The 23,201-nt window shown below is 67.7% G+C and carries 16 protein-coding genes; 6 read left to right on the plus strand and 10 right to left on the minus strand.

The genetic code is table 11. The features are described from left to right. Positions 1 to 259 precede the first annotated feature (259 nt). A complete protein-coding gene (yihA, locus tag RUU78_RS07055) occupies positions 260 to 877 on the plus strand; it encodes a ribosome biogenesis GTP-binding protein YihA/YsxC (RefSeq protein WP_313915043.1) in 618 nt (205 codons plus the stop codon). Between the two features lie 93 nt (positions 878 to 970). Here the strand turns inward: yihA and RUU78_RS07060 are convergent, their stop codons facing one another. From RUU78_RS07060 to RUU78_RS07070, 3 genes are all read right to left on the minus strand, one after another. After that, the gene (locus tag RUU78_RS07060; RefSeq protein ID WP_313915044.1) at positions 971 to 4,042 is read right to left on the minus strand and encodes a TonB-dependent receptor; all 3,072 of its coding nucleotides are present in this window, start codon (positions 4,040 to 4,042) and stop codon (positions 971 to 973) included. 222 nt (positions 4,043 to 4,264) lie between these two features. Next, positions 4,265 to 5,341 (minus strand): FecR domain-containing protein, encoded by a 1,077-nt coding sequence (locus RUU78_RS07065; RefSeq protein WP_313915045.1) that lies wholly within the window; start codon positions 5,339 to 5,341, stop codon positions 4,265 to 4,267. After that, on the minus strand, positions 5,338 to 5,916 hold the full coding sequence (locus tag RUU78_RS07070; protein WP_313915046.1) for a sigma-70 family RNA polymerase sigma factor: 579 nt from the start codon (positions 5,914 to 5,916) through the stop codon (positions 5,338 to 5,340). The genes RUU78_RS07065 and RUU78_RS07070 overlap by 4 nt, the downstream gene beginning before the upstream one ends. A 119-nt stretch (positions 5,917 to 6,035) precedes the next feature. On the opposite strand from RUU78_RS07070, the gene RUU78_RS07075 reads away from it, so the two are divergent. Next, positions 6,036 to 7,190 (plus strand): cyanophycinase, encoded by a 1,155-nt coding sequence (locus tag RUU78_RS07075; RefSeq protein ID WP_313915047.1) that lies wholly within the window; start codon positions 6,036 to 6,038, stop codon positions 7,188 to 7,190. Positions 7,191 to 7,212: 22 nt separating this feature from the next. Next, positions 7,213 to 8,208, plus strand: coding sequence for an isoaspartyl peptidase/L-asparaginase (locus RUU78_RS07080; protein ID WP_313915134.1), 996 nt, complete (start codon positions 7,213 to 7,215; stop codon positions 8,206 to 8,208). A 20-nt stretch (positions 8,209 to 8,228) separates the two neighbouring features. Here RUU78_RS07080 and RUU78_RS07085 read toward each other — a convergent pair whose 3' ends face one another. Genes RUU78_RS07085 through RUU78_RS07095 form a run of 3 tightly spaced genes read right to left on the minus strand, consistent with a single transcriptional unit; the run spans position 8,229 to position 11,716 of the window. Next, positions 8,229 to 9,104, minus strand: coding sequence for a hypothetical protein (locus RUU78_RS07085; protein ID WP_313915048.1), 876 nt, complete (start codon positions 9,102 to 9,104; stop codon positions 8,229 to 8,231). Positions 9,105 to 9,113: 9 nt separating this feature from the next. Next, positions 9,114 to 10,103, minus strand: a complete 990-nt coding sequence (locus RUU78_RS07090; RefSeq protein ID WP_313915049.1) for an ABC transporter permease subunit — start codon at positions 10,101 to 10,103, stop codon at positions 9,114 to 9,116. After that, the gene (locus RUU78_RS07095; protein WP_313915050.1) at positions 10,100 to 11,716 is read right to left on the minus strand and encodes a peptide ABC transporter substrate-binding protein; all 1,617 of its coding nucleotides are present in this window, start codon (positions 11,714 to 11,716) and stop codon (positions 10,100 to 10,102) included. Before RUU78_RS07095 ends, RUU78_RS07090 begins: the two co-directional genes overlap by 4 nt. Positions 11,717 to 11,856: 140 nt before the next feature. Here RUU78_RS07095 and RUU78_RS07100 point away from each other — a divergent pair, with 140 nt between their 5' ends. Both RUU78_RS07100 and RUU78_RS07105 read left to right on the plus strand, forming a co-directional pair. Beyond that, positions 11,857 to 13,221, plus strand: a complete 1,365-nt coding sequence (locus RUU78_RS07100) for a glutamate--cysteine ligase (RefSeq protein WP_313915051.1) — start codon at positions 11,857 to 11,859, stop codon at positions 13,219 to 13,221. A 124-nt stretch (positions 13,222 to 13,345) separates the two neighbouring features. Beyond that, on the plus strand, positions 13,346 to 13,957 hold the full coding sequence (locus RUU78_RS07105) for a hypothetical protein (protein ID WP_313915053.1): 612 nt from the start codon (positions 13,346 to 13,348) through the stop codon (positions 13,955 to 13,957). 42 nt (positions 13,958 to 13,999) lie between these two features. Here RUU78_RS07105 and RUU78_RS07110 read toward each other — a convergent pair whose 3' ends face one another. Next, positions 14,000 to 16,771 (minus strand): serine/threonine-protein kinase, encoded by a 2,772-nt coding sequence (locus RUU78_RS07110; protein ID WP_313915054.1) that lies wholly within the window; start codon positions 16,769 to 16,771, stop codon positions 14,000 to 14,002. Beyond that, positions 16,768 to 17,325, minus strand: a complete 558-nt coding sequence (locus tag RUU78_RS07115) for an ECF-type sigma factor (RefSeq protein ID WP_313915055.1) — start codon at positions 17,323 to 17,325, stop codon at positions 16,768 to 16,770. Before RUU78_RS07115 ends, RUU78_RS07110 begins: the two co-directional genes overlap by 4 nt. Positions 17,326 to 17,594: 269 nt before the next feature. On the opposite strand from RUU78_RS07115, the gene ppc reads away from it, so the two are divergent. Next, positions 17,595 to 20,384, plus strand: coding sequence for a phosphoenolpyruvate carboxylase (gene ppc / locus RUU78_RS07120; RefSeq protein WP_313915057.1), 2,790 nt, complete (start codon positions 17,595 to 17,597; stop codon positions 20,382 to 20,384). Here the strand turns inward: ppc and RUU78_RS07125 are convergent. Both RUU78_RS07125 and RUU78_RS07130 read right to left on the minus strand, forming a co-directional pair. After that, positions 20,381 to 21,586: a hypothetical protein gene (locus tag RUU78_RS07125; RefSeq protein ID WP_313915058.1), complete on the minus strand. Its 1,206-nt coding sequence runs from the start codon at positions 21,584 to 21,586 to the stop codon at positions 20,381 to 20,383. The genes ppc and RUU78_RS07125 overlap by 4 nt on opposite strands. 8 nt (positions 21,587 to 21,594) lie before the next feature. Continuing rightward, complete coding sequence (locus RUU78_RS07130; protein WP_313915060.1) at positions 21,595 to 23,103, minus strand: MBOAT family protein; 1,509 nt, start codon at positions 23,101 to 23,103, stop codon at positions 21,595 to 21,597. Positions 23,104 to 23,201: the final 98 nt, after the last annotated feature.

Below are 23,201 nucleotides of genomic sequence, written 5' to 3' on the forward strand. Positions count from 1 at the left end.
ACGCGTTTGGCCGCCCTTCGGGGAGACTGCTGCCGGAGTCAGTGCCGTAGCTTCGGTGTTTAGCACCAGATCTCCACAACCCTGGCCAAACGCTACGCGTTTGGCCGCCCTTCGGGGAGACTGCTGCCGGAGTCAGTGCCGTAGCTTCGATGTTTAGCACCAGATCTCCACAACCCTGGCCAAACGCTACGCGTTTGGCCGCCCCCTTGACTCAAGGGGGCTCCGAGAGCCGAACCCCTTCGTTCCAGAGATGTCATCCATGTCCAATTCCCTTTTCCGTCGCGCCCGCTTTCGCCTGGCTGCGCACGAGTTGCGCCAGTTGCCTGCCGACAGCGGTGCTGAAGTCGCGTTCGCCGGCCGCTCGAACGCCGGCAAGTCGAGCGCGCTGAACCGCATCTGCGACCAGGTCGGCCTGGCGCGCACCTCCAAGACCCCGGGGCGCACGCAGCAACTCGTCGTCTTTGATCTCGACGAGGACCGCCGCCTCATCGATCTGCCCGGCTACGGCTACGCCAAGGTGCCGACGACCTTACGCGACCACTGGCGCGGACTAATCGATGCCTACCTGTCGGGGCGCCAGTCGCTGCGCGGCGTCGTGCTGATCATGGACAGCCGTCATCCGCTCAAGGATTTCGACCGGCTCATGCTGCAGTACTGCCGCGACATCAACCTGCCCTGCCATGTGCTGATGACCAAGGTCGACAAGCTCTCGCGCGGCGACGCCGCGAGCACCTTGCTGTCCACGCGCCGCGAGATGGGGCTGCTGTGTCCGCGCGCGACCATCCAGGCCTTCTCGTCGCTCGACCGGATCGGTATCGACGAGGCGCGGGCCGCGATCGCCGCCTGGCTGTCGACGACGGGACCCGCGGCGGGCTGAGCGCGTTCCGCGCGCCGCCATATCGAGGCGTCGCTCCCGCGCAGCTGTGTCGCGACGTGGCCCGGCGCAGCCGTAACACTGCGCGCCCCGCCGCTACAGCGCCTTGCCGCCGAAGCGGTGCGTGTACTGCAGGTAGAACTGCCGGCCGGTCGCGTCGAACCACGAGATGTCGTAGTACGGATAGCCGGTCGCGGTCGCATCGCGTGGCGGCATCTTGTCGAACAGGTTCGTGACCGCCAGCGAAATCTGCGCGCGTTCGCTGAAGCGGTATTGCAACGACGCGTTGTAGCGGTAGGTCGCGCCGATCCAGGGACTGCCACCGTCTTCGGGATCGTAGGCCTCGGAATAGGAATCCGAATTCGGCAGCCGGCCCAGGCGCTCGCCGTGCACCGTCGTGGTCCAGCGGTTTTTCTCCCAGCTCAGGCTTGCGCTGGCCTTGGTGCGCGGGATGTCGAAGCCGCTGTTGACGGCGAACTGGTCCTCGACGAGATCGCCGGTGTACTGCTGGCTCTCGTGCCGACGTACCCAGGTGTAGTTGCCATTGAAGCGGAACAGCCCGAGCGCAGTTTCCAGTTTGTAATGCGTGCTGAAATCGATACCGCTGGTACGTTCGCGCGCGATGTTGATCGGGTTGACGAAGACGCCGTACAGGCCGCCGTCGGTCGAGCGGCGCACGCGCGCGAGCGCATCGATGCAGGTCGGCGAGGCCGGATCCACCGGGGTGCCGTCGACGCGCGTGCCGATGCGACAGCTCGCCTCGTCCTGCAGCACACCGTCGATGCGCAGGTCCTGCACCTGGTTGCGCAGGTCGATGTCGAAATAGTCGAGCGAGAAGTCGAGGTTCGCCGCCGGCGAGAACACCAGGCCGGCCGTATACGCCTTGCTCGTTTCCGGCTGCAGGCGGCGGTTGCCGCTGCGCGTGACGATCACGCCTTCGTCGCTGTAGGAACAGTCGCCGATGTCGACGTCGGGTTCCTCCGTGCGACAGCGGTAGTAGTCCGAGCCCGAGGATTCGAGATTGCCCTCGCCCGAGAACACATAATGCAGGTCCGGCGCGCGGAACGCCGTGCCGTAGGAGCCACGCACGAGCAGCGAATCGAACGGTCGCCATTCGAGGCCGCTGCTCCAGGTCGGTTTGTCGATCGAGTGGCCGTCGTAGCGGTACTGGTCATAGCGCGCCGCCGCACTGACACTGAGCGAGTCCAGTAGCGGCACGCGCAGTTCGCCCGCCGCGGCCCAGCGGTCGCGGCTGCCCGAACCGTCGGAATCGCGCCAGCTGTAGTAGTAATACTGCGTCGCGAGCGGATCGGGATGCAGGTCGTAGGCCTGATCGCCCACTTCGAGCGTGCCGGCGAAGCCCGCCTCGCCGGCGGGCATCGCGAACAGCTCGGTGTTCGTGAGCGTCAATGACAGCGTGTCGGTGCGCGATTTCGGCGTATACGTCGTGCGCGCGGCGATGTCGTCGTAGTCGGCGCGGGTCAGCGGCGTGTACAGGCGTTCCGGGTCCGCATCGAAGATCGGGAAGCCGTCCTCGTCGACGCCGAGCTGCGGGCCCAGGAACAGCGCGTTCGCGCGCGCGGCCACGATCTGCGGCCAACTGATCGTCGACTGGTACTGCGAATGGCTCAGCGCGGTTTCCCACGACCACGCCGTGCCGAAGTCGCCCTTGAGGCCGGTGCTGATGCTGAAGGTCTTCTGCCGGTTGCGGATCATGCCGCGATCCAGTCCGCCCATTTCCTCGGGCGAGAACTGGCGCTGCCAGTATTCGACGTCACCCGTGGCCTGGTTATGGAAATAGCCTTCCTCGTTGCCGTCGGGCGCCTGGAAGCTCCACTGCGTCACATCGCGGAACATCGACAGTTCGTGATAGCCCAGTTGCACGTCGGCGAACCAGTCGATGCCGTTGTCGAACGAATAGCCGAGCGAGGCATAGCTGTTCACGCCCTTGCGCCGGCTCGTCATCGTGCCGTAGCCGATCGACGCGTCGCTGCCGCAGTAGTAGCCGTCCTCGCCGTCGACGCCCCAGCCGGGTCGCAACGCGTAATAGGTCGAGCCGTCGTTGAGATGCGCCAGCCCGGCACAGGTCGAAGCGCCGGGATCGAGGTATTCGTCGTACCAGTTGGTGCGCAGGAATGCGCGGCGGGCGATGCGCGCGCGTGCGGTCGGCGCATCCTGCGTGGAATCCTGGACCTCCCGCTCGTAGGCCCACAAGGGCCGCTGCGAGAGCAGCTCCACGCCATAGATCGCATGGAAGCGTTCCTTGCCAAAACCGCTGGACAGGCTCAGGTTGAACGACTCGCCTCCGCCGCGCGAGGTATCGCCCAGGCGCAGGTCGACCGTGGTGCCGTCGGCCTTTTTCTTGAGGATGAAATTGACCACACCGGAGATTGCGTCGGAGCCGTAGATCGCCGACGCGCTGCCGGTCAGGATCTCGATACGCTCGACCATGCCGAGTGGAATGTTGGATATGTCGGTAAAGTTGCTGCGGCCCTTGAACGGCATCGGAAAGTCGGCGATGCGACGCCCGTTGACGAGCACGAGCGTGTGGTTGGGGCCGAGGCCGCGCAGGTCGACCTGCTGCGCACCCGGCGAGAAATCCGCGCCGCTGGCCGATTGCTGGCTCTGCGTCTCGCCGCCGTTCTGGGTCATCGCTCGCAGCACGTCGGGTACGGTCGTGAAGCCGTTGGCCTTGATCTCCTCCGCGGTGATCACGGTGATCGGCGCCGGGCCTTCGATCTGCGCGCGCGGAATGCGCGAGCCGGTCACCTGGACACTTTCGAGCTCGACTACCGGCCGCTGCGTCGCGGAATCGCTCAGGATGGGGGCGGGCGTGTCGGTCTTCGGCGCTGGCGGTGCGGCGTCCCGGACGATGACCATCGCGCCGGAACCATCGCGTCGCAGCGTATGCCCGCTGCCGCGCAGCAGGCGCTCGAGCGCGTCACCGGCCGTCATCGTGCCCTTTGCGCCAGCCGTGCGCAGGCCCCTGAGCTCGTCGGCGGAATAGACGAACTGGGCGCCGGACTGCCGCGCGAGCGTGTCCAGCGCCGTAACCAGGTCGCCCGGCGGGATGTCGATCGGCTCCGGCGCGGCCGCATTCTGCGCGTGGGCGGCCAGCGCCGCCGCACAGGCCAGGGTCAACACCAGCACACGCATGTGTCGCAGCATCAGAACTTCCCCCGAGCAGGTTGTTGAGAAAGGGGAGAAACCCCTTTCTCAATCGAACGGTGCAAGCAGAGCTTGCCCACGTTCTCCGCGAATCAATCGCTTACGCGATCGACTCTCGTGCGATCCATTCTGGATCGCTCTAGCAGGCTGCTTCTCAACAGCCTGCCAGGGGCGCACCCGGCGCCAGCGGAAGTCATGACGAACGACGCCGCAAAATCCCGACTAGCGGCTGTACAGCACGATGCGCTCGGCCTCGCGCTCGGCGCGCACCGGCACGGCCTGCTCGAGCAGGTTCACGAACAGCTCTGCGTTGGACCAGCGGAAGCTGCCGCCTATGCGCAGCTGCGCCGCGGTCGCGTCGCCGATCACGAGCGGCCGCGTGTTGTAGCGATTGAACTCGGCTACGGCGACCGCCAGCGGCGTATCGAGAAACACGAGATAGCCGCGGCGCCAGTCCAGCGCGCGTTCCGCATCGGCGGCCGAGCCCGCACGGACCAGCACGCCGCTTGCGTTGGCCAGCGCACTGGAGCCGGCCGGCAGCAGTGTGACCGGCTGGTCGCGTCCGTCGGCGCCGGCCGATTCGAGCCGCACGGTGCCTTCGGTCACGACGACGCGGATTTCATCGCCGTCCCGTCGCACCGCAAAACGCGTTCCGACCGCCACGATGCGGTGGTCGCCAGCCTGCACCGCGAACGGTCGCGCGCGGTCCTTGGCCACGTCGAAGTACGCCTCGCCGCGAACCAGATCGATGTTCCGCTCGTGGCGCGACAGCGCCACATCGATCGTGCTGTCGCTGCTCAATGTCGCGGCGGAGCCGTCGGCCAGTCCGATGCTGCGCAGCGCACCGACCGGCGTGCGATAACTCAGTGGTTCTACCTGCTCATAACTGCGCCACAGGCCGGTCAGCGATATGGCGCAGACCGCGAATGCGGCGGCGGCGGCGAGCCAGCGACCGCCGCGCTGCGGCGGCAGGTTGCGCGTGCGCGTGCCGGGCGGCGCCGATGTCGCGTCAAACGCCGGCGCGGACTCGCGTACGCCAGCGGCATGGGGGCCGAAGCGGGTCTGCGACCAGCGGCCGCGATCGGGGAGTTCGCCTGCGGCCAGGCCAGCGCCGAGCGCCTTGAGCCGACCACTCTGCAGCCACGCCGCTTCCAGGCGCAGGAAGGCGACCTTGTGCGCGGTCGCCGCGGACAGCCAGGCGTCGAGAGCGGCCGCGTCGACGGTCGACCAATCTCCGCCGTCGCGGCGCGCCAGCCACGCTGCTGCGTCATGTTCGATCTGTCTGCTCCGTTCGCTCATCGCGTTTCCCGATCCCGCCGAGCGGCATCGCGCGCCGCGGTGCCAGGTGAATCCGCGGATGTCGCCGGGCTGCCGTAGTAGTGTTCGGCGAGCAGGCGCATGCCTCTGGCGATCTGCTTCTCCACGGCCTTTTCGCTGATGCCCAGACGCGCCGCGACTTCCTTCTGCGGCAGCTCCTCGACGCGCCGCAGCCAGACGATCTCGCGGCAACGCCCCGGCAGCCGGTCCAGCGCATCGGCCAGCCGCTTGAGGATTTGCCGTGCGCCGAACCGGTGCTCCGGCGACACCTCGTCTATGAGGACGTTCAAGGACTCGAAATCACCCGCCGGTTCGATCGAAACCACGCGGCCGCGGCGCAGGCGGTCGGTCATCAGATGCCGTGCGGTCGCGAACAGGAACGACTTGGGTTGCTGCGGCAGCGCCTTCGCGGCGGCTTCGTAGATGCGAACGTAGACCTCCTGACGCAGGTCGTGCAACTCGTCGCCGTGCGGCCAGTGGCGGCGCAGGAACTGCACCAGCGCTGGCTCATGCACCAGGATCTCGCGGACGAACCAGGCATCGGGGGCATTGTCCATGCGCCGACGATAGCCGATTGCGCGCCACGCACACCGGGTCGCGCGGCATGGCGACACCGACGTAGGGAAAGCGCGCGCTGGTTCGTCCTGGACCTGATCCTCACTCACGGGATGTCGCGATGCGTGTGTTCAATCGTTGCCGGGCGGGCTTGCGCCGCATCGCCGTGTGCTTCGCGCTGCTCGCCACGGCGGCCGCGGCTGCTACCGACGACGAGCCCTCGCGCGAGGGCTACCGCTACCATGAAATCGGCGACATCGCGGCGGCGCGGCCGGCAGCGGTGCGCCCTGGCCTGATGCTCGTCGGCGGCGGCGACTGGCCCTACGACGCATTCCGCTGGTTCATCGGGCGCGCCGGGCACGGCCGCATCGTGATCCTGCGCGCGTCGGGCTCGGTTGAAGCGCAACAGGAATTCTTCAACGATATCGGCGGCATCACCGCGGCGCAGACGCTGGTCTTCAGCGACCGCCGCGCCGCGTCCGATCCGCGCGTGCTGCAGATCGTGCGCGACGCCGACGGCCTGTTCCTGGCCGGCGGAGACCAGTCCAACTATGTGCGCTACTGGAAGGGCACGCCCTTGAACGCCGCCATCGATGCGCACGTGACGCAGGGCAAGCCACTCGGCGGCACGAGTGCGGGGTTGGCGATCCTCGGTGCACACGCTTATGGCGCGATGGACGGCGGCAGCGTCGTGTCTTCCGAGGCGCTCGCCGATCCGGCCGGGCCGGCGCTGACCCTGGTCGAGGACTTCCTGCACCTGCCTCACCTCGCGCGTGTCATCACCGACAGCCATTTCGGCAAGCGCGAGCGTCAGGGTCGGCTGATTGCGTTCCTCGCGCGCCTCACGCAGGACAAGCACCGCCCGGACCTCGTCGGCATCGGCGTGGACGAATACACCGCGCTATGCATCGATGGCGACGGCCTCGGCCGCGTCTTCAGCGGCAGCGGCGGCCATGCCTGGTTGCTGCAGCCGCAGCGCGCGGCGGATGTCTATGCCGCAGGCAAGCCGCTAAGCTTGCGCGATGTGCGCGTGACTGGCATCGGCACGGACAGCCTCCTGCATCTGGACGATTTTCGCGTCGAGCGGCCCGCGTTCGGCTTCACCTACGACGTCGAGGCGGGAACCCTGCGGCGGCGCGAAGCCAATGGCCAGGCACCTGCACGATGCAAGGACCGGAGCAGCGCGGTGTGGCCGGGTGCGCCACAGATGCCTGCCCACTTGCCGCCATGCCGCCCCCCTGAGAGCGACGAAAATGATAAAAAAGATACTTTGTAGCTTCAGTGCCGTCCCGCTGCTGATGGTAGCGACGCTCGCCGCGGGCGCGGACAAGCCGGTCGCCCCGACCGTCCTCGTGATTCACGGCGGCGCCGGCGTCGAGCGCGCAGGCATGACGCGTGAGGAAGAACAGGCCGCGCGCGCGGCGCTGGAAGCGGCGCTGCGCGCCGGCCACGCGGCGCTGGCCGCCGGCAAGCCCGCGCTCGATGCGGTCAGTGCGGCCATCCTCGTGCTCGAGGACGCGCCGCAGTTCAACGCCGGCCGCGGCGCCGTGTTCACCCATGACGGCACGAACGAGCTCGATGCCGCGATCATGGACGGCAAGACCGGCCGCGCCGGCGCCATCGCCGGCGTGCACCGGATCAGGAACCCGATTGCGCTAGCGCGCGCCGTGATGGAGAAATCCGCCCACGTCATGATGACCGGCGACGGCGCCGAGGCCTTCGCCACGAGCATCGGCATGCCGCTGGTGGATCCGGCCTATTTCCGCACCGAGAAACGCTGGCAGCAGCTGCAGAAGGCGCTCAAGGAAGAAGCCGACAAAAAGGCGCACACGGATATCGAGACGGCCAAGCACTTCGGCACCGTCGGCGCGGTCGCCCTGGATGCGAAGGGCGGTCTCGCCGCCGGCACGTCCACCGGCGGCATGACCAACAAACGCTACGGCCGCGTCGGCGACGCGCCCATCATCGGTGCCGGCACCTATGCCAATGCGCGCTGCGCCGTGTCCGGTACTGGCTGGGGCGAGTTCTACATCCGTGCCGTCGCCGCCCACGACATCTGCGCGCGTGTGCAATACGCAAAGCAAAACATCCGCGATGCCGCCGACGCGGTGATCAACCAGGAAATCCCCAAGGCCGGCGGCGACGGCGGCGCGATCGCACTCACGAGCGATGGGCGCTTCGCGCTGCCGTTCAACACCGAAGGCATGTACCGTGGCTGGATCGGCAGCGATGGCGTGCCGCATGTGGCGATCTACAAGGACGACGTGCTGGCTGAGCCGAGCGCTCATAACTAACTCGTATGCCCTGTGATGCTCTATCGCCGATCTTGCCTATCTGGATTTTCTTGTGCGGCGTCGGACGGAAGGCCGAGTTCGTTGAGGATCATTTCTATACTCACGTTGCACTGACGCCCCAACAGGAACTTGTTTGAAAAGTGGTCAATAAGTACCTGGCTAGGTCGTATTTGTTGTTTCAACGACTTGCGTAGCAGTCGTCGATTTCGCGGATTGTTTGCAATGCCATTTTCTATAACCTCACTTAAGAGGCGTTCGCGTCTGATTCGAACGCCTTTCCCAACGCAGTGCTCTGCAATGTGACGGGCCATGACGATTAGAAACATTTTTTCTGCGTGGAAATAGGCGAGTTCCGGCAGAAACAGCTGGAGCGCTTCGTCCAGCGTCCTGCTGCCGAGAAGAGCGCGATAAAAGGGTGAGACGCGCTCGTCTAAATATCCGGTCGAGACTTCTCTTCGCGGCGCAATAAGCGTGTAGAACGGCACTGGTTTCAAAATTGAAATGGGGCGAATCAAATCTAGGCCTGAGCAAACGCCCATTACAACGCAAAGATTGTTCCCGCTGGCCATGTTTATCTTGCGTAGCTTCTTGGCTAATTCGGCCCAAGAAAAAAAATTCGACGAACGACCAATCTGCATGCCGCGCTTGCTATCGCCATGCCCGTCGAAGTGAATGATGGGACGCAATCCGCGTCTGCACTCACGTCGCAGATCTAACAATAATTTTCGCAAGCCGGCGTCATCGACAATTTCCTCGTAGCGGAACAAAAACGAGGGAGATTGCTGCGACAGAACCGAAAGATCATCTGCGAGTCTTCGCGATGCGCCGGCCTCTCCTCGCGGCAGCATATTTACGAGGATGACGGCGTTCATTGCGAATTCGGTTTCTATGCGCATGGGGATTTCCTAGTTGGTGCGCAAGCGTGGATCCAGCCACGACCGCAGCGCATCGACGAGCACATTGACCGCGATCACGAGTGTCCCGGCGACCAGCACCACGCCGAGCACCAGGGTGTAGTCGCGGTTCAACGCGCCTTGCACGAAGTAGCGGCCCATGCCGGGTATGCCGAAGATCTGCTCGATCACGGCCGAGCCGGTGATGACGCTGATCAGCGCAGGACTCAGCCACGCGGCCAGAGGCAGCGCGGCGACGGGCAGGGCATGGACGAGCAGCAGGCGCGTCTCGCCGTAGCCGCGCGCGCGCGCGGCGCGCAGCCAGTCGCTGGCCAGTGCTTCGCTCATGCCGCTGCGGGTCAGGCGCGCGCACCAGGCGAGATTCGGCAGCATCAGCGCGATCACCGGCAAGACGAGGTAGCGCCAGTCCTGCGCGACCCAGCCGCCGGCCGGCAGCCAACCGAGTTTCACGGCGAACAGCAGGATCAGCAGCGGCGCAATCACGAACTTGGGCAGCGCCTGCGCCATCGCGCCGATCAGCATGAGGCCGCGGTCCAGCCGGCCGCCTTCGCGCGCTGCGGCGATCACGCCGACCGGCACGCCGATCATCAGCGCCAGCAGCAGGGCCAGGCCACCGAGCCCGGCGGATACCGGCAGGCTGCGCGCAATGAGTTCGTTGACGCTGAAGTCCGAGTACTGGAACGACGGCCCGAGATCGCCGCGCACGATGTCGCCGAGATAGGCCAGGTATTGCTGCGGCAGGCTGCGATCCAGGCGGTAGCGCTGCGCGAGTTGCGCCTGCACCGCCGGCGGTGCTGCTTTTTCAGTGTCGAACGGTCCGCCTGGCGCAGCGTGGAGTAGCGCGAAGCACAGCGTGACGAGCAGCCAGAGCGTGAACGCAGCCGTGAGCAGCGAGGTCGCGAACGCACGCATGCGCGCAGCCAGACGCGAGAACGGCGCTGCGACGCGTGTCGCATCGACGGGCGTGGTGGCGATGGTCATCGCGGCATGCCAGGCGATGTCGAAGCTGGCGGCGTGCCGGTTGCCCAGCGCAGCCAGCGCGAGGCGTGGTGATCCAGCGAGTTGGCCTCGAAGCCCTGCAATCGTGCGTCGACGAGATGCTTGGATGTGTAGAAATAAATAGGTACCACCGCGTTCGCGGCGAGCAGCCGCGCTTCGGCCGCGGCGACGAGATCGCGGCGTTCGGCGCCGGCCGGCAGGGCGGCGGCGCGGCGCAGCAGATCGTCGAACTGCGTATCGGCGTAACCGGTCGTGTTCAGCGGGTTGTCCGTGCCGGCGAACGTCGCGAGGAATTCCAGCGGATCGTTGACGTCGGCGATCCAGCCGCCGCGGAACACCTGCGTGATGACGCGCGCGCGTCGGTTCTGCACGAACACCTTCCATTCCTCGTTGCGCAGCACGACGCGTGCCCCGAGCACCTGGCGCCACATGGACGCCACGGCCAGCGCGAGTTTGCGGTGCACGGTCGAGGTGTTGTAGCGCAGTTCCAGTACGACGGGCGCGTCGCGCGTGTAGCCGGCCGCGGCGTAGAGCGCGCGCGCCTGGGCTTCGCGCGGCTCGCGCGCCAGGCGAGCGGCGGCCACGTCGGGCACGACGTGATCGCGCGTGCCCGGCGGCACGACACTCCACGCCGGCTGTTCGCCGAGGCCGGTGACGTAGCGCGTGAGGATGTCGCGGTCGATCGCGAGCACCAGCGCCTCGCGCAACGCCGGATCGTCGCGCAGCGGCGGCCGCGTCAGGTTCAGCCCGAGCCAGAAGCTGCCGAGATACGGCCCGATGTGCAGGCGCTCCCCGAACGCCGCGCGCAATTGCGCGAGTGGCTTCGGCGGCACGGTTTCGGTCAGGTGCAGGTCGCCGGCCTGAAAACGCTTGAGTTCGCTCGCGGCATCTTCGGTGACGACGAAGCGCACGCGCTCGATCGCGACATCGGCAGCGCCGTGGAACCGCGTATTGCGCGTGAGTTCGACACTGGCCTGCGGCGTCCAGTCCGACAGCGCGTAAGCGCCGTTGCCGACGAGATTGCCGGGCCGGGTGTGCTGCGCACCGAACGTCGTCACGGCCGGCAGATAGACGGGGAAGGCGATCGGCAGCAGCAGGCGATCGGTCAGCGCGACCGGTTCGTCGAGCACGATCTGCAGCGTGCGCGCGTCGATCGCACTGACGCCGAGTGCGTCGGTCGGCTGCGTCCCCGTACCGACCGCGGTGGCATTCGCGATCGGCCGCAGCAGCGCGGCCATGGGCGCTGCGGTCTGCGGTGCGAGCGCGCGGCGGAAGCTCGCGACGAACTGCGCCGCATCGAGTGGCTGGCCGTTGGACCAGCGCAGGTCGGCGCGCAGGCGGAAGCGCCAGGTCAATCCGTCGTCGGAGCGCGTCCAGGATTCGGCCGCGCCCGGAATCACTGCGCCGGCCGCGTCTTCTGTCACCAGACCTTCGTAGAGGTCGCGCAGGATATTGCCGCAGGCCACTTCCTGGCAGCGGTGCGGATCCAGCGTCGAGGGCTCGGGGCCGTTGCCGCGCACCAGTTCCTGCGCCAGCGTGGCGCCGGGCAGCAGTAGCGCCGGCAACAGGTAACGTGCAAGTCTGGCGGCGGGCATTGCGCGAGTCTTCCGCGATTCGCCGATCCGGCGCAAGCCGCACTCGGTTCGCCGCAGACGCCAGTGGCCGGAGCGCGTCCCCCCTTTTGATCGGCGTTGGCGCCCCAACGTCGCCGTTCCATCCAGCCAGCGAGCCTCGTATGTCCGGTCCCAGTGCGGTCAAGGAAGTGCCGATCACGCGTCGTGAGCAGCTCATCGACTACATGGCCTCCGGCGCGCGGCCCAAAGACGAATGGCGCATCGGCACCGAGCACGAGAAGTTCGGCTTCCGCCTCGAGGATCTCAAGCCGCCGACCTGGGAAGGCGAACGCGGCATCGGCGCCCTGCTGGAGGGACTGACGCGCTTCGGCTGGGAGCCGGTACGCGAGAACGGCTATCTGATCGCGCTGAGTCGCGGCCTGGGTTCGATCACGCTGGAGCCGGCCGGCCAGCTGGAACTGTCCGGTGCGCCGCTGGTCACCGTGCACGAGACCTGCTGCGAGGTCACCAGTCATCTGCGCGAAGTGAAGACCGTCGCCGACGAACTCGGCCTGGGCTTCCTCGGCATGGGCTTCCAGCCCAAGTGGACGCGCGCGGAGATGCCGTGGATGCCAAAGGGCCGCTACGCGATCATGCAGCGCTACATGCCGCTCAAAGGTGGCCTGGGACTGGACATGATGACGCGCACCTGCACGGTGCAGGTCAATCTCGACTTCGGTTCCGAGGCTCAGATGGTCAAGATGTTCCGCGTCTCGCTCGCGCTGCAGCCGATCGCGACCGCGCTGTTCGCCGACTCACCGTTCACCGAAGGCAAGCCGAACGGATTTCTGAGCTTCCGTTCCAACGTCTGGACCGACACCGATCCGGACCGCACCGGCATGCTCGACTTCGTGTTCGAGGACGGTTTCAGCTACGAGCGCTACGTCGACTATCTGCTCGACGTGCCGATGTACTTCAGCTACCGCGACGGGCGCTACATCGATCTCGCCGGGCAGTCCTTCCGCCGATTCATGGAAGGCAAGCTCGACGATCTGCCGGGCGCGACGCCGACGATGAAGGACTGGGCCGATCACATGACCACGGCCTTCCCCGAAGTGCGACTGAAGAAATACCTCGAGATGCGCGGTGCCGACGGCGGCCCCTGGAACCGGCTCTGCGCGCTGCCGGCGTTCTGGGTCGGTCTGCTCTACGACGACGCGGCACTCGATGCGGCCTGGGACCTGGTCAAGGATTTCAGCCTGGCGGAACGCCACGCCCTGCGCGACGGCGTGCCGCGCCACGGCTTCAAGCTTCCGTTCCGCGGCGCGACCGTGCGCGAGCTCGCGCTCGAGGCGCTGAAGATTTCCGGCCACGGCCTTGTCCGTCGCAATCAGCTCAACGCCAACGGCGCGAGCGAAGCGGTGTTTCTCGAGCCGCTGATCGAATTCGCCGAGGCCAACCAGACGCCGGCCGAACGCAAGCTGGAACTGTTCCACGGCCGCTGGGGCGGCAGTGTGGATCCGGTGTTCCGCGAATTCGCGTATTGAGCGATACCGCGGCCAACGCGTGAGCGTTTTCGCCGCGCTTCCGTGCGTGGGTCGGTAAGGACGCTGGCGCGCGGTCGACAGACCCCGCGCGGCCTCCGTGCCGCTCACCAACCCGGGGAATTCCATGTCGACTCATTACCGCCTCCGCGCCCAGTCCACGCTGGCCGCCGTCATGCTGTTCGCCGCCCTGCCGCTGCAGGCCCAGACCCTGCCGGACCGGATTTTCCGCCACCGCATGGAACCGCGGCCGGTCAGCGGTCAGTTGGTCATCAACGGATTCCCGATGCCGTTTCCGTCCGGCTCCATCGCCAACGGCGCGCAGCAGGCTTCGCCGGGCGTCTACAGCGGTGTGCTGTATTTCCCGCCGTCGAGCGTGCAGTCCAACGTCAACGGCCTGGGCATGGTTACGCTGACCTTGCAGCTGATCCACCTGGGCTCGACCTATAACCCGATCGTCGCCCCGAATGTCGCCGGTATCCAGATGGACAACGTCTACCTGCAGCTGCAGTCGGCCACCGTGAGCGGCGTGCCGGTGGCGCTCGGCAGCGACTGCATCTACGGCCCTATCGTGATCGGCGTCACGGGCACGTGGAATGCGAGCGCCGAGACCATGAGCGGCGGCGGGATCACGATCCCGCCGATAGCCAACAGCGCGGCCTGCGCGGGCTTTGCCACCACGCTCAACAACTCCATCGCCGGCACCAACAACTCGGCCACGATCACGATCACGTTCTGAAGCAGCCATACATGGGTTGGGGTACGCGAAACGCACCCCAACCTATGGCGCCGCGGCGCGTCGCGCGCGGTCACGCTTGCTTGCTGACAGGGGTGACAGCGCGCCGTCGCGTTCGAATCCGTCCCAGATCGCGACGGCGCTGCGGTAGGCGTCGGCTGCACGGGCGCGGTCGGCCGGTGTCGCGGCCCAGGCGTCGCCGAGCGCGACATAGGCTTCGGCAAGGTCGTCGCCGTAGCTCGCGCCGACCGCTTTCGCGTTCACCAGTTCGGCGAGGCGCCGGGTCGCGTCGGTCAGCGTGGTGCGCGCGGCGCTGGTGCGGCCAGCGGCGTGTTCGGCGCGCCCGACATGGAGGAGGGACAGCGCGACGGCAGCCGCATGGTCCGCCGACAGCGCAGCGAGATCCTGCTGGATCTCCAGCGCCTTGCGGTGCGCCTGTATCGCGCCGTCAGGGTCGCCCGCCGCCACGCGCTGTTCGCCGAGCCGGCGATAGGCCAACGACAGGTTGTAGCGAATCTCCGGATTGTCCGGCGCGGCGCGCAGGCGCGCCTCGTTCATGGCGATCTGGCGCTGCACGATCGGCAGCGCTTCGCCGTGACGGCCGGCCTTGACGAGCTGGCGCGCGGCCCAGCCCGTCGTGGAGGTCACGCCTTCGCGCATCGAATCATTGTCCGGATCGCGCGCCAGCAGCTCGTCCATGTGCTTCATCGCCTGCAGCGCCGAATCGAGCGATGCGTCGAGTTTGCCCTGCGCATCCTGCACCTGCACGAGACGCACGAGCACGACGCCGATCTCGCGCTGCCGGTAAGTGTCGCTGGTATCCCCCGCGACGAGGTCGCGAATCATCCTCAGGGCGTCGGTCAGCGCGGCCTCGGCCTTGGCCATGTCATTGCGCTCCACCCAGTAGGCACCCTCGCGCTGCTGGCTGGTGTAGACGGCGTAGCGCAGGCGCTTGCTGTCAGGCGTACGGGCGAGCGCGTCGCGGCGCAATTCCGCGGCTTGCAGCTGGTAGCGCCGCGCGCCGTCGGGATCGGGCTTGCCGTCGTCGCCGCGCAGGCCGATCAGCTCACTGTAAAGATCCAGGCCGTCCGCGTATTCGTTCAGCACGTCGAGGTCGTCCGGCGTTTCGGCATGCAGCGCCGCGAAGCCGCGAACCGATTCGTGCGTGCGCTCGCGCGCCGGGTCCAGCTCTGCGTCCTGGTAGTGCAGGTAGGCGCGACGCATCGACAGGCGCGCGCGCAAGACCCGCGTCCCGGCGCTGAGGTCGCGCGCTTCGGCGCGTGCCAGCGCCGCGTCGGCCTGGTCGTAGCTCTTGCCCGCACCGGCAAAGTCGCCGAGGTTCGCGCCGTATGGATTGCCCTGCAGGTCGCCGACCTTGATGTAGCCCGCGGCGATGTCGCGCCAGAGATCCGTATCGTCGCCGGCATCCGCGCGCAGGCGCTCGAGATACTCGATGCCGTCGCGAACGAGGCGCTCCTGCATCGGCAGCGAGCCAGCCAGCTTCTGGATGCCTTCGTGATAGTCGAACAGCAGGTTGTTGGCGAAGCGGCGCACCTCGGCGAAGCGCTGCTGCGCTCGCTCGCGCTCCTGTACGGCAATGCGCGCCTGCCACAGGGCGATGCCACTGGCCACGAGCAGCGCCAGCGTGGCCGCGGCGGCGGTGACGACCGCTACACGATGGCGCGCGACGAACTTGCGCGCGAGGTAGGCGAACGTATGTGGCCGCGCCGATACGGGCCGGCCGGCGAGCCACGCGCGCAGGTCGTCGGCGAGTTCGCGCACTGACCCATAGCGCCGCGTGGGCTCGCGTTCGATCGCGGTCAGCACGATGTTGTCGAGATCGCCGCGGACGTCGGCCGCGCGCAGGCCCGAGACGGTGGCGCTGTGCTGGCTCGGCCGCTCCGCATCGCGCGTCGTGATCGCGCGCAGCAGTTCGCGCTCGCTGTCGCCGGGCTTGCGAAAGGGATGGCGGCCGCTCAGCGTCTCGTACAGCACGAGTCCGAGCGCATACACGTCGGTCGCGGTGGTCACGGGTTCGCCGCGCAGCTGCTCGGGCGCGGCATACGCCGGTGTCATCGCCGCGCCGCCTTCGCGGGTGACGGTGGAATCGCCGTCCTGCAGCAGCGTGGCGATGCCGAAGTCGAGCAGGCGCGGCACGTCGTTCGCGTCGACGAGGATGTTGGCGGGCTTGAGGTCGCGGTGCACCAGCAGGCGCCGGTGCGCATGTTCCACCGCGTCGCAGACGAGCAGGAACTGTTCGATGCGCCGGCGCAGATCCGGCCTGGCTTCGGTCAGCCAGCGATCCCAGGTGCGCCCGTCGACGTATTCCAGCACGAGGTAGGGCGCACCTTCGGGTGTGCTGCCGGCGTCGAACAGGCGCGCGATGTGTGGATGGTTGAGACTGGCCAGGATGCCGCGCTCGCGCTCGAAGCGGCGCAGGCTGGTGCGATCGTGGCCACGCAGCAGCTTGACCGCGACGAACTGCTCGAAATCGTCGACGCGGCGCGCGCGGTAGACGCTGCTGGATCCGCCGCTGCCGAGCAGATCGTCGAGCACGAACAGACCGATGCGCCGTCCACGGTCGCTATCGCCTGCGCTGTTGGCCTCCGCCTCGAGGCCGGCGAAGGCGATCGCCGGCAGGCGCTCGGGCACGGCGTCACGGTGTGCGAGTAGCGATTGCGCCTCGGTGAGCAGCTCCGTGTCGCCGCCGCAGGCGGCGGCCAGCGCGGCGGACTGGCGCTCACGCGGCAGTTCCAGCGCGGCGGCCAGCACGTCCTGCAGGCGCTGCCAGCGCTGCGGTGTCAGCGCCGGCTTCATGCGGACAACTCGCGGCCGAGCCACAGGCGCGCCATGGTCCAGTCGCGTCGCACCGTGGCGGATGACACGCCGACGACCTCGGCGATCTCCTCGATTTCCAGTCCGCCGAAAAACTTGAGTTCGACCACGCGTGCCTGGCGCGCATCGAGCCGGGCCAACTCCTCCAGTGCCTCATGCAGCTCGACCACGTCGAGCGCGCCGTCGGCCAGGCCTTCGGCCTGCGACAAGGTCACCGGCGCGACGCCGCTGCCGCGCTTCTGCGCGGCGCGATCGCGCGCGTGATTGACGAGGATGCGCCGCATCATGCTCGCGGCGAGGCTGAAGAAATACGCGCGGCCGGACCAGCCCTCGACCTGTTGTGCGACCAGGCGCAGGTAGGCCTCGTGCACCAGCGCGGTCGGTTGCAGCGTATGGCCGGCACGCTCGCGCGCCAGCTCGCTGCGGGCCAGGCGCTTGAGCTCGTCGTAGACAATGGGAAACAGCGCATCGAGCGCGGCGGCGTCGCCGGCCTGCGCCGCACCCAGCTGCTGCGTGATATCGACTGTGCCGGTCATTGCGGATCTCCCCTGGGCCGCAGTCAATCAGGATGGCGTGTTCAGGTAAAGTGGGCCGCGCCGGCCGGCACTCAGCCGTCGCGGTGCCGCGGCCTTTTGCGCCGAAATCACCCGGGCCGACGGTGGCGGGGGAATGCGCGGGCTGACCTATCGCGCTTAGGTCCGCGCGACCGCGCATACCCCATCTTCCTGGCCGTGTTGCATCGCAACACTTGCCAGCCCCGCCGCCGCGGGCTATTCCTTGTGGCCTGCCGCCCCAGGTGCAAGCGATGAGCGCGATTCCCCCTTCCGTTTCCGGTGACGCCTCTGTTCCCGGCGATTCCCTGCGCGACGTCGAATTCCCGCGCGCCGACCAGGCGCTGCGCGAAGACGTCAAGCGTCTCGGCGCGCTCGTGGGCGAGATCCTGGCCGACCAGCTCGGCGACGAGTTCCTCGCCCTGGTCGAACGCGTGCGCGGCGCGGCGATACGCCGGCGCGAAAGTCAGACGTCGATCGGCGAGCTCGTGGCGCTGCTGGCCGCACCGGCCGCGACGGCGACCGACCTCGCGCGCGCCTTCGCGACCTATTTCCAGGCCATCAATATCGCCGAGCGCGTGCACCGCATCCGCCGCCGGCGCGAATACGAACGCGCCGGCGCCGCGCCGCAGCCCGGCAGCCTGCGCGAGGTCATCCGCGACTTGCGGCACGACGGCGTGAGCACGGCGGAAATCGCCGCGCTGATCGCGCGCCTGCGCATCGAACCCGTGTTCACCGCGCATCCGACCGAAGCCGTGCGCCGCTCGCTGCTCGACAAGGAACAGGTACTGGTCAAATGCCTGATCGCGGACATCGACCGGCAGCGCACGCCGGCCGAACGCCGCGCCGACCAGGAACGCATGCGCCTGGCGCTCAGCGCCGGATGGCAGACCGCCGACGCGGCCAACGAGCGGCCGACCGTGCAGGACGAGATGGACCACGTCAGCTATTTCCTCGCCGACGTGCTGTACCCGATGCTGCCGGTGTTCTACGAAGTGTTCGAGGATGTGCTCAGCGAGCTGAAAACGGAGTCAGGTTCACTTGCCCATGGGATAAGTGAACCTGACCCCGTTTTCCTGCCGCTGCCGGCGCTGCTGCGCTTCGGTACCTGGGTCGGTGGCGACATGGACGGCAACCCGAACGTCGGTGCCGACACCGTGCGTGCGACGCTGACCGCCCAACGCAGCCAGATCCTCGCCGCCTACCGGCGCGACATCGCCCAGCTCGAGCGACTGCTGAGCCAGTCGCTGTCACGCGTGACGATCGACGAGGCCGTGCTCGCGCGCCTCGCCGAATACCGCGCGCGTATGCCCAAAGCCGCGGCCAGGCTCAAGGCGCGCTACGACGACATGCCGTACCGGCATCTGCTGAGCCTGATCAGCGCGCGCCTGAGCGCGACCGCGAACGAGCGCGACGAGGGCTATGCCGATGCGGCCGAGTTCCGCGCCGACCTCGAACGCATCGCCGCGAGCCTGCGCGCGAATCGCGGCGAGCACGCGGGCTGGCTGGCGATGCGCCAGCTACTGCAGCGCGTGGATACATTCGGCTTCCACCTGGCCACGCTCGACCTGCGCCAGGAATCCGGCGCGCACGATCTGGCGCTGGCCGCGCTGTTCGACGACGCGTCCTGGCCGCAGCGCGAGGCAACCGCCCGTCGCGAACGCCTCGCCGAGGTCATCGCGACGGCGCAGGTACCTGCGCCCGATGCTGGCGCCGCGGCCGGCACGCTGGCCGTGTTCCGCGCCGTCGCCGACGCGCGCCGCGCCTACGGCGACAGCGCGATCGGCCCCTACATCATCAGCATGAGCCGCAGCGCGGCCGACGTGCTCGCCGTGCTCGCGCTCGCGCGCGTCGCCGGCTGCGTCGGCGCTGACGGCCATGTGCCGCTTGATGTGGCGCCGCTGTTCGAGACCATCGCCGACCTGCGCGCGGCGCAGGACGTGCTGGTGCAGTTGTTCGCCGATCCGCTGTACCGCGAACACCTGGCCGCGCGCGGCAACCGGCAGATGGTCATGCTCGGCTATTCCGACAGCGCCAAGGACGGCGGCCTGTTCGCGTCGCGCTGGGCGCTGCAGCGCACCCAGGTGCTGCTGACCGAACTGGCCCAGCGCAGCGGCACGCGCATCGCGTTCTTCCACGGCCGCGGCGGCTCGATCAGCCGCGGCGGTGGCAAGACCGAACGCGCCGTGATCGCCGCGCCGCGCGGCTCGGTCGACGGTTACCTGCGCCTGACCGAGCAGGGCGAAGTGATCCACCGCAAGTACGGCATCCGCGCGCTCGCGCTGCGCAATCTCGAGCAGACCACCGGCGCCGTGCTGCGCGCCAGCCTGCGCCCGCGTCCGGCCGAACCGCGCGAAGAGCGCTGGCGCGAGATGGTCGGGCAGATGGCCGAACTGTCGCGCAGCCACTACCGCGCGCTGGTGCACGAAGCGCCGCGCTTTGCCGACTATTTCCGCGCCGCCACGCCGATCGACGTGATCGAGCGCCTGCGCATGGGCTCGCGCCCACCGCGCCGCGGCGGTGCGGTGGGCGTGGCCAGCCTGCGTGCGATCCCGTGGGTGTTCGCCTGGTCGCAGAACCGCGCCGGACTGACCGGCTGGTTCGGCATAGGCACCGCGCTCGCCGACGGCATCGTGCGCTACGGCATCGAACCCATGCGCGAGATGACGCGCGACTGGCCCTTCTTCGCGACTTTCATCGAGGACGTGGAGATGATGCTCGCAAAAAGCGACATGGATATTTTTTCACAGTATTCGCACCTGGCCGGTCCACTGCACGCGGAGTTCCATGCGCCGATCGCGGCCGAGTTCAGCCTGACCCTGACTGCGGTGCTGCAACTCAAGCAGGCCAACCACCTGCTCGCCGGCGACCGCCGCCTGCGCGAGTCGATCCGCCTGCGCAATCCCTACGTCGATCCGATCAGCCTGCTGCAGGTCGACCTGCTCGCGCGCTGGCGCGCCGCCGACCGCCCCGAGGGCGAGCTGTTCCTCGCGCTGGCCGCGACCGTCAACGGCATTGCGGCGGGTGTGCAGAACACGGGTTAGTGGGCGCCTTCAATCGAAATCAGGACTGACCGCTGCAACGCCGACGCCCAGCCGAAGATGCGGTAGATGCCGCCGTCGTGCACGAGCAGGATCAGGCGGTCGACGCCGCGGGTTTCGCGCGTGCGCTGCACGAGCAGGGGCACGCTGGTGTTCTTGAAGTCGTTTGCGGTGATCTGGACCATGCTGGAAAACGCGGCGGTGTATAGCGGCGCGGTGAGCTGGCCGTAGGAGTCGGACACCATCAGCACCTTCTCCGCGCGCAGCGGCGTGGAGTTTTTCCAGCCGTAGGTGATGAAGCGCGGATTCGGGGCAAGGTCGGCGATGGCGGCGCGGAATGCGTCGTTGCCGCTGGCGTCCGGAGCTACGGTGTCGCTGTCGACCTGCCAGGCCGGACGCAGCAGCGTGAAACCGTGCATGAGCAGGATTTCCGACGGTTTGTCGACGCGTTTCAGGTGTTCCGTCGATGGTGGCGCGAGACCTAGCTGTCGCAGATAGCTGTCACGCGCGACCTTTACGCTGAGACCGTACGCGTGCCAGTTGGCCTGCGGAAAGAAGGCCGGATCGTCGCGCGCGGCGCGCAGTTCGGCCATTGGAAAGCTGTAGTGGAGTCCGGCCGGCGCCGCGACGTCGAGCAGCGGTGATTCGCCGCGGCCGCGCGCGGCGCAGGCGTCGCGGTAGATCTGCGGTATCGAGTTCGGCAGGCGCTCGGGGTACATCGTCAGCAAGGTGGGCAGCACGACCACATCGACGGCGATGCCACTGCGTTCGCTGTACTGGGCGAGCTGCGCGAGCGCGCGCCGCAGTGCCGCGCCGGCCTCGGCGGTGTGTGCATTGATACATGCGCCTTCAATGATGCTGTAGCGCGTGTTCTCGTCGACGCCGGTCAGGAAAATGAAGCCGTCGTCGCCGAGCGCGATATTGCCCTGCGGCGACGTGTGCAGGACATGCAGCAGCAGTTGCCGCCGCCATTGCGCGGCATGCCGTATCGGGTAGGCGCGGTCGACGAGCCAGGCACGTGCGTCGCGGAACCATGCCACCGGATCGCCGGCGAATGCGTTATTCGCCGGCCATGCATGCAGGGTGCGGCGGTGGAATTGTTCCAGTTGCTGCGTCGTCTGCAGGCGCAGGCCGGCGACCGGAACGAGCAGCGCCAGGGCCATGAGGCAAGCCAGCAGACGCGCGCGGCGGGAAATATGCAGCATGACCGGCCTCAGAAGCGGAAGTAGATGAACGGGCTGTACGCACCGGTCATGATTTTCAGCATGGACAGCAGGAACAGCGCGAACGCGAGCAGGAGTCCCAGCGCGTAGCGATGCCGCGGCAGTGGCTGCGCCCAGGCGCGGCGCGTGGCGGCGCGGTTTTCAAATGTCGCTTCGTCGGTGTGCACGGACGTATCAGTCGTCGACGCCACACCTGCGCGCAGACATTGGCCGGCCATCAGCGGCATGGCGACGTAGCGGCCGAGCAGCGCGGGCAGAAGTGGCAGCGCAAGCAGTGCCGCGGCGCCGAGCACGAACGCCTGTTCGCCGGTCAGGAGGTCCCAGGCAGCCATGTCCGTCACGCTGCCGGCGCCGAACAGCCGCGCGAGGATGCGCCCGGCTTCGGTCAGATCGGCCGCCCGGAACAGTACCCAGCCCAGCATCACGGCGAGCAGTGCGTAGCCGTGCTGGATGAGGCGCGGCAGCCGCGCAAGCGCATGCCCCAGGCCCAGGCGTTCCACCACCAGCAGCAGGCCGTGCCAGGCGCCCCAGAGCACGAAGGTCCAGGCCGCGCCGTGCCACAGTCCGCACAGCAGGAACACGATCAGCAGGTTGCGGTAGGTCTTCGCGGCACCTGCGCGGTTGCCGCCGAGCGGCAGGTAGAGATAGTCGCGGAACCAGCGCGACAGGCTCATGTGCCAGCGGCGCCAGAACTCCGTGATCGAGCGCGCCACATAGGGATAATTGAAATTACGCGGAAAATGGAAGCCGCAGATCCAGCCCAGGCCCACGGCCATGTTGGAATAGCCGCCGAAGTCGAAGTAGATCTGCAGCGTGTAGCACAGCGTGGCAAGCCAGGCGGTCTGCGTCGACAGCGTTTCGCTGCGCGCGAACAGAGGGTCGGCTACACCGGCCAGCGTATCGGCGAGCAGCACCTTCTGGGCCAGCCCGAAACAGAACAGCACCACGCCGTAGTACAGGTGCCGTGTATCCACCACGCGCCGGCGCAGCTGCCGCGCGACAGTATGGAAGCGCAGGATGGGCCCGGCGATCAGTTGCGGGAACATCAGCATGTACAGCGACAGGTTGACCAGGGAACGCTCCGCTTTTGCGTCGCGGCGATGGATGTCGACGAGGTACGAGATCGCGTGGAAGGTGAAAAAGGATATGCCCAGCGGCAGGTGGATGCGCAGCAGCCACGAATCCGCGCCGGCGCTGAACAGGCTCTGGGCAAGAAAGCCGGTGTACTTGAACAACACGAGCAGGCCGAGATTGAACGCGACGCCGGCGGCCAGCAGCAGGCGCCGGCGGCCGGTGTCCTGCGCGGCGCCGATGCCTAGCCCGAAACCGTAGTTGGCGAGCGTCGAGACGACGATGACGCCCGTGTACCAGCCTTCGCCGACGAAGTAGAACAGCAGCGAGAACAGCACGAAGGTCAGATTGCGCCACGGCAGCAGGTTCTGCGCGAGGAGGAACACTGGCAGGAACAGGAACAGGAAATCGACGCTGGAAAAGACCATGGGATCGTCGTGTCGGCGAGGCGGGGCCGCGGCTATCGTCGGATTGTTTCACGGCGCCCTTGCCGCCACACGCGTCGAATGCCGCTCCCGATGCGCGG

The sequence above is a fragment of the Tahibacter sp. genome, assembly GCF_032229445.1.
GTDB lineage: Bacteria > Pseudomonadota > Gammaproteobacteria > Xanthomonadales > Rhodanobacteraceae > Tahibacter.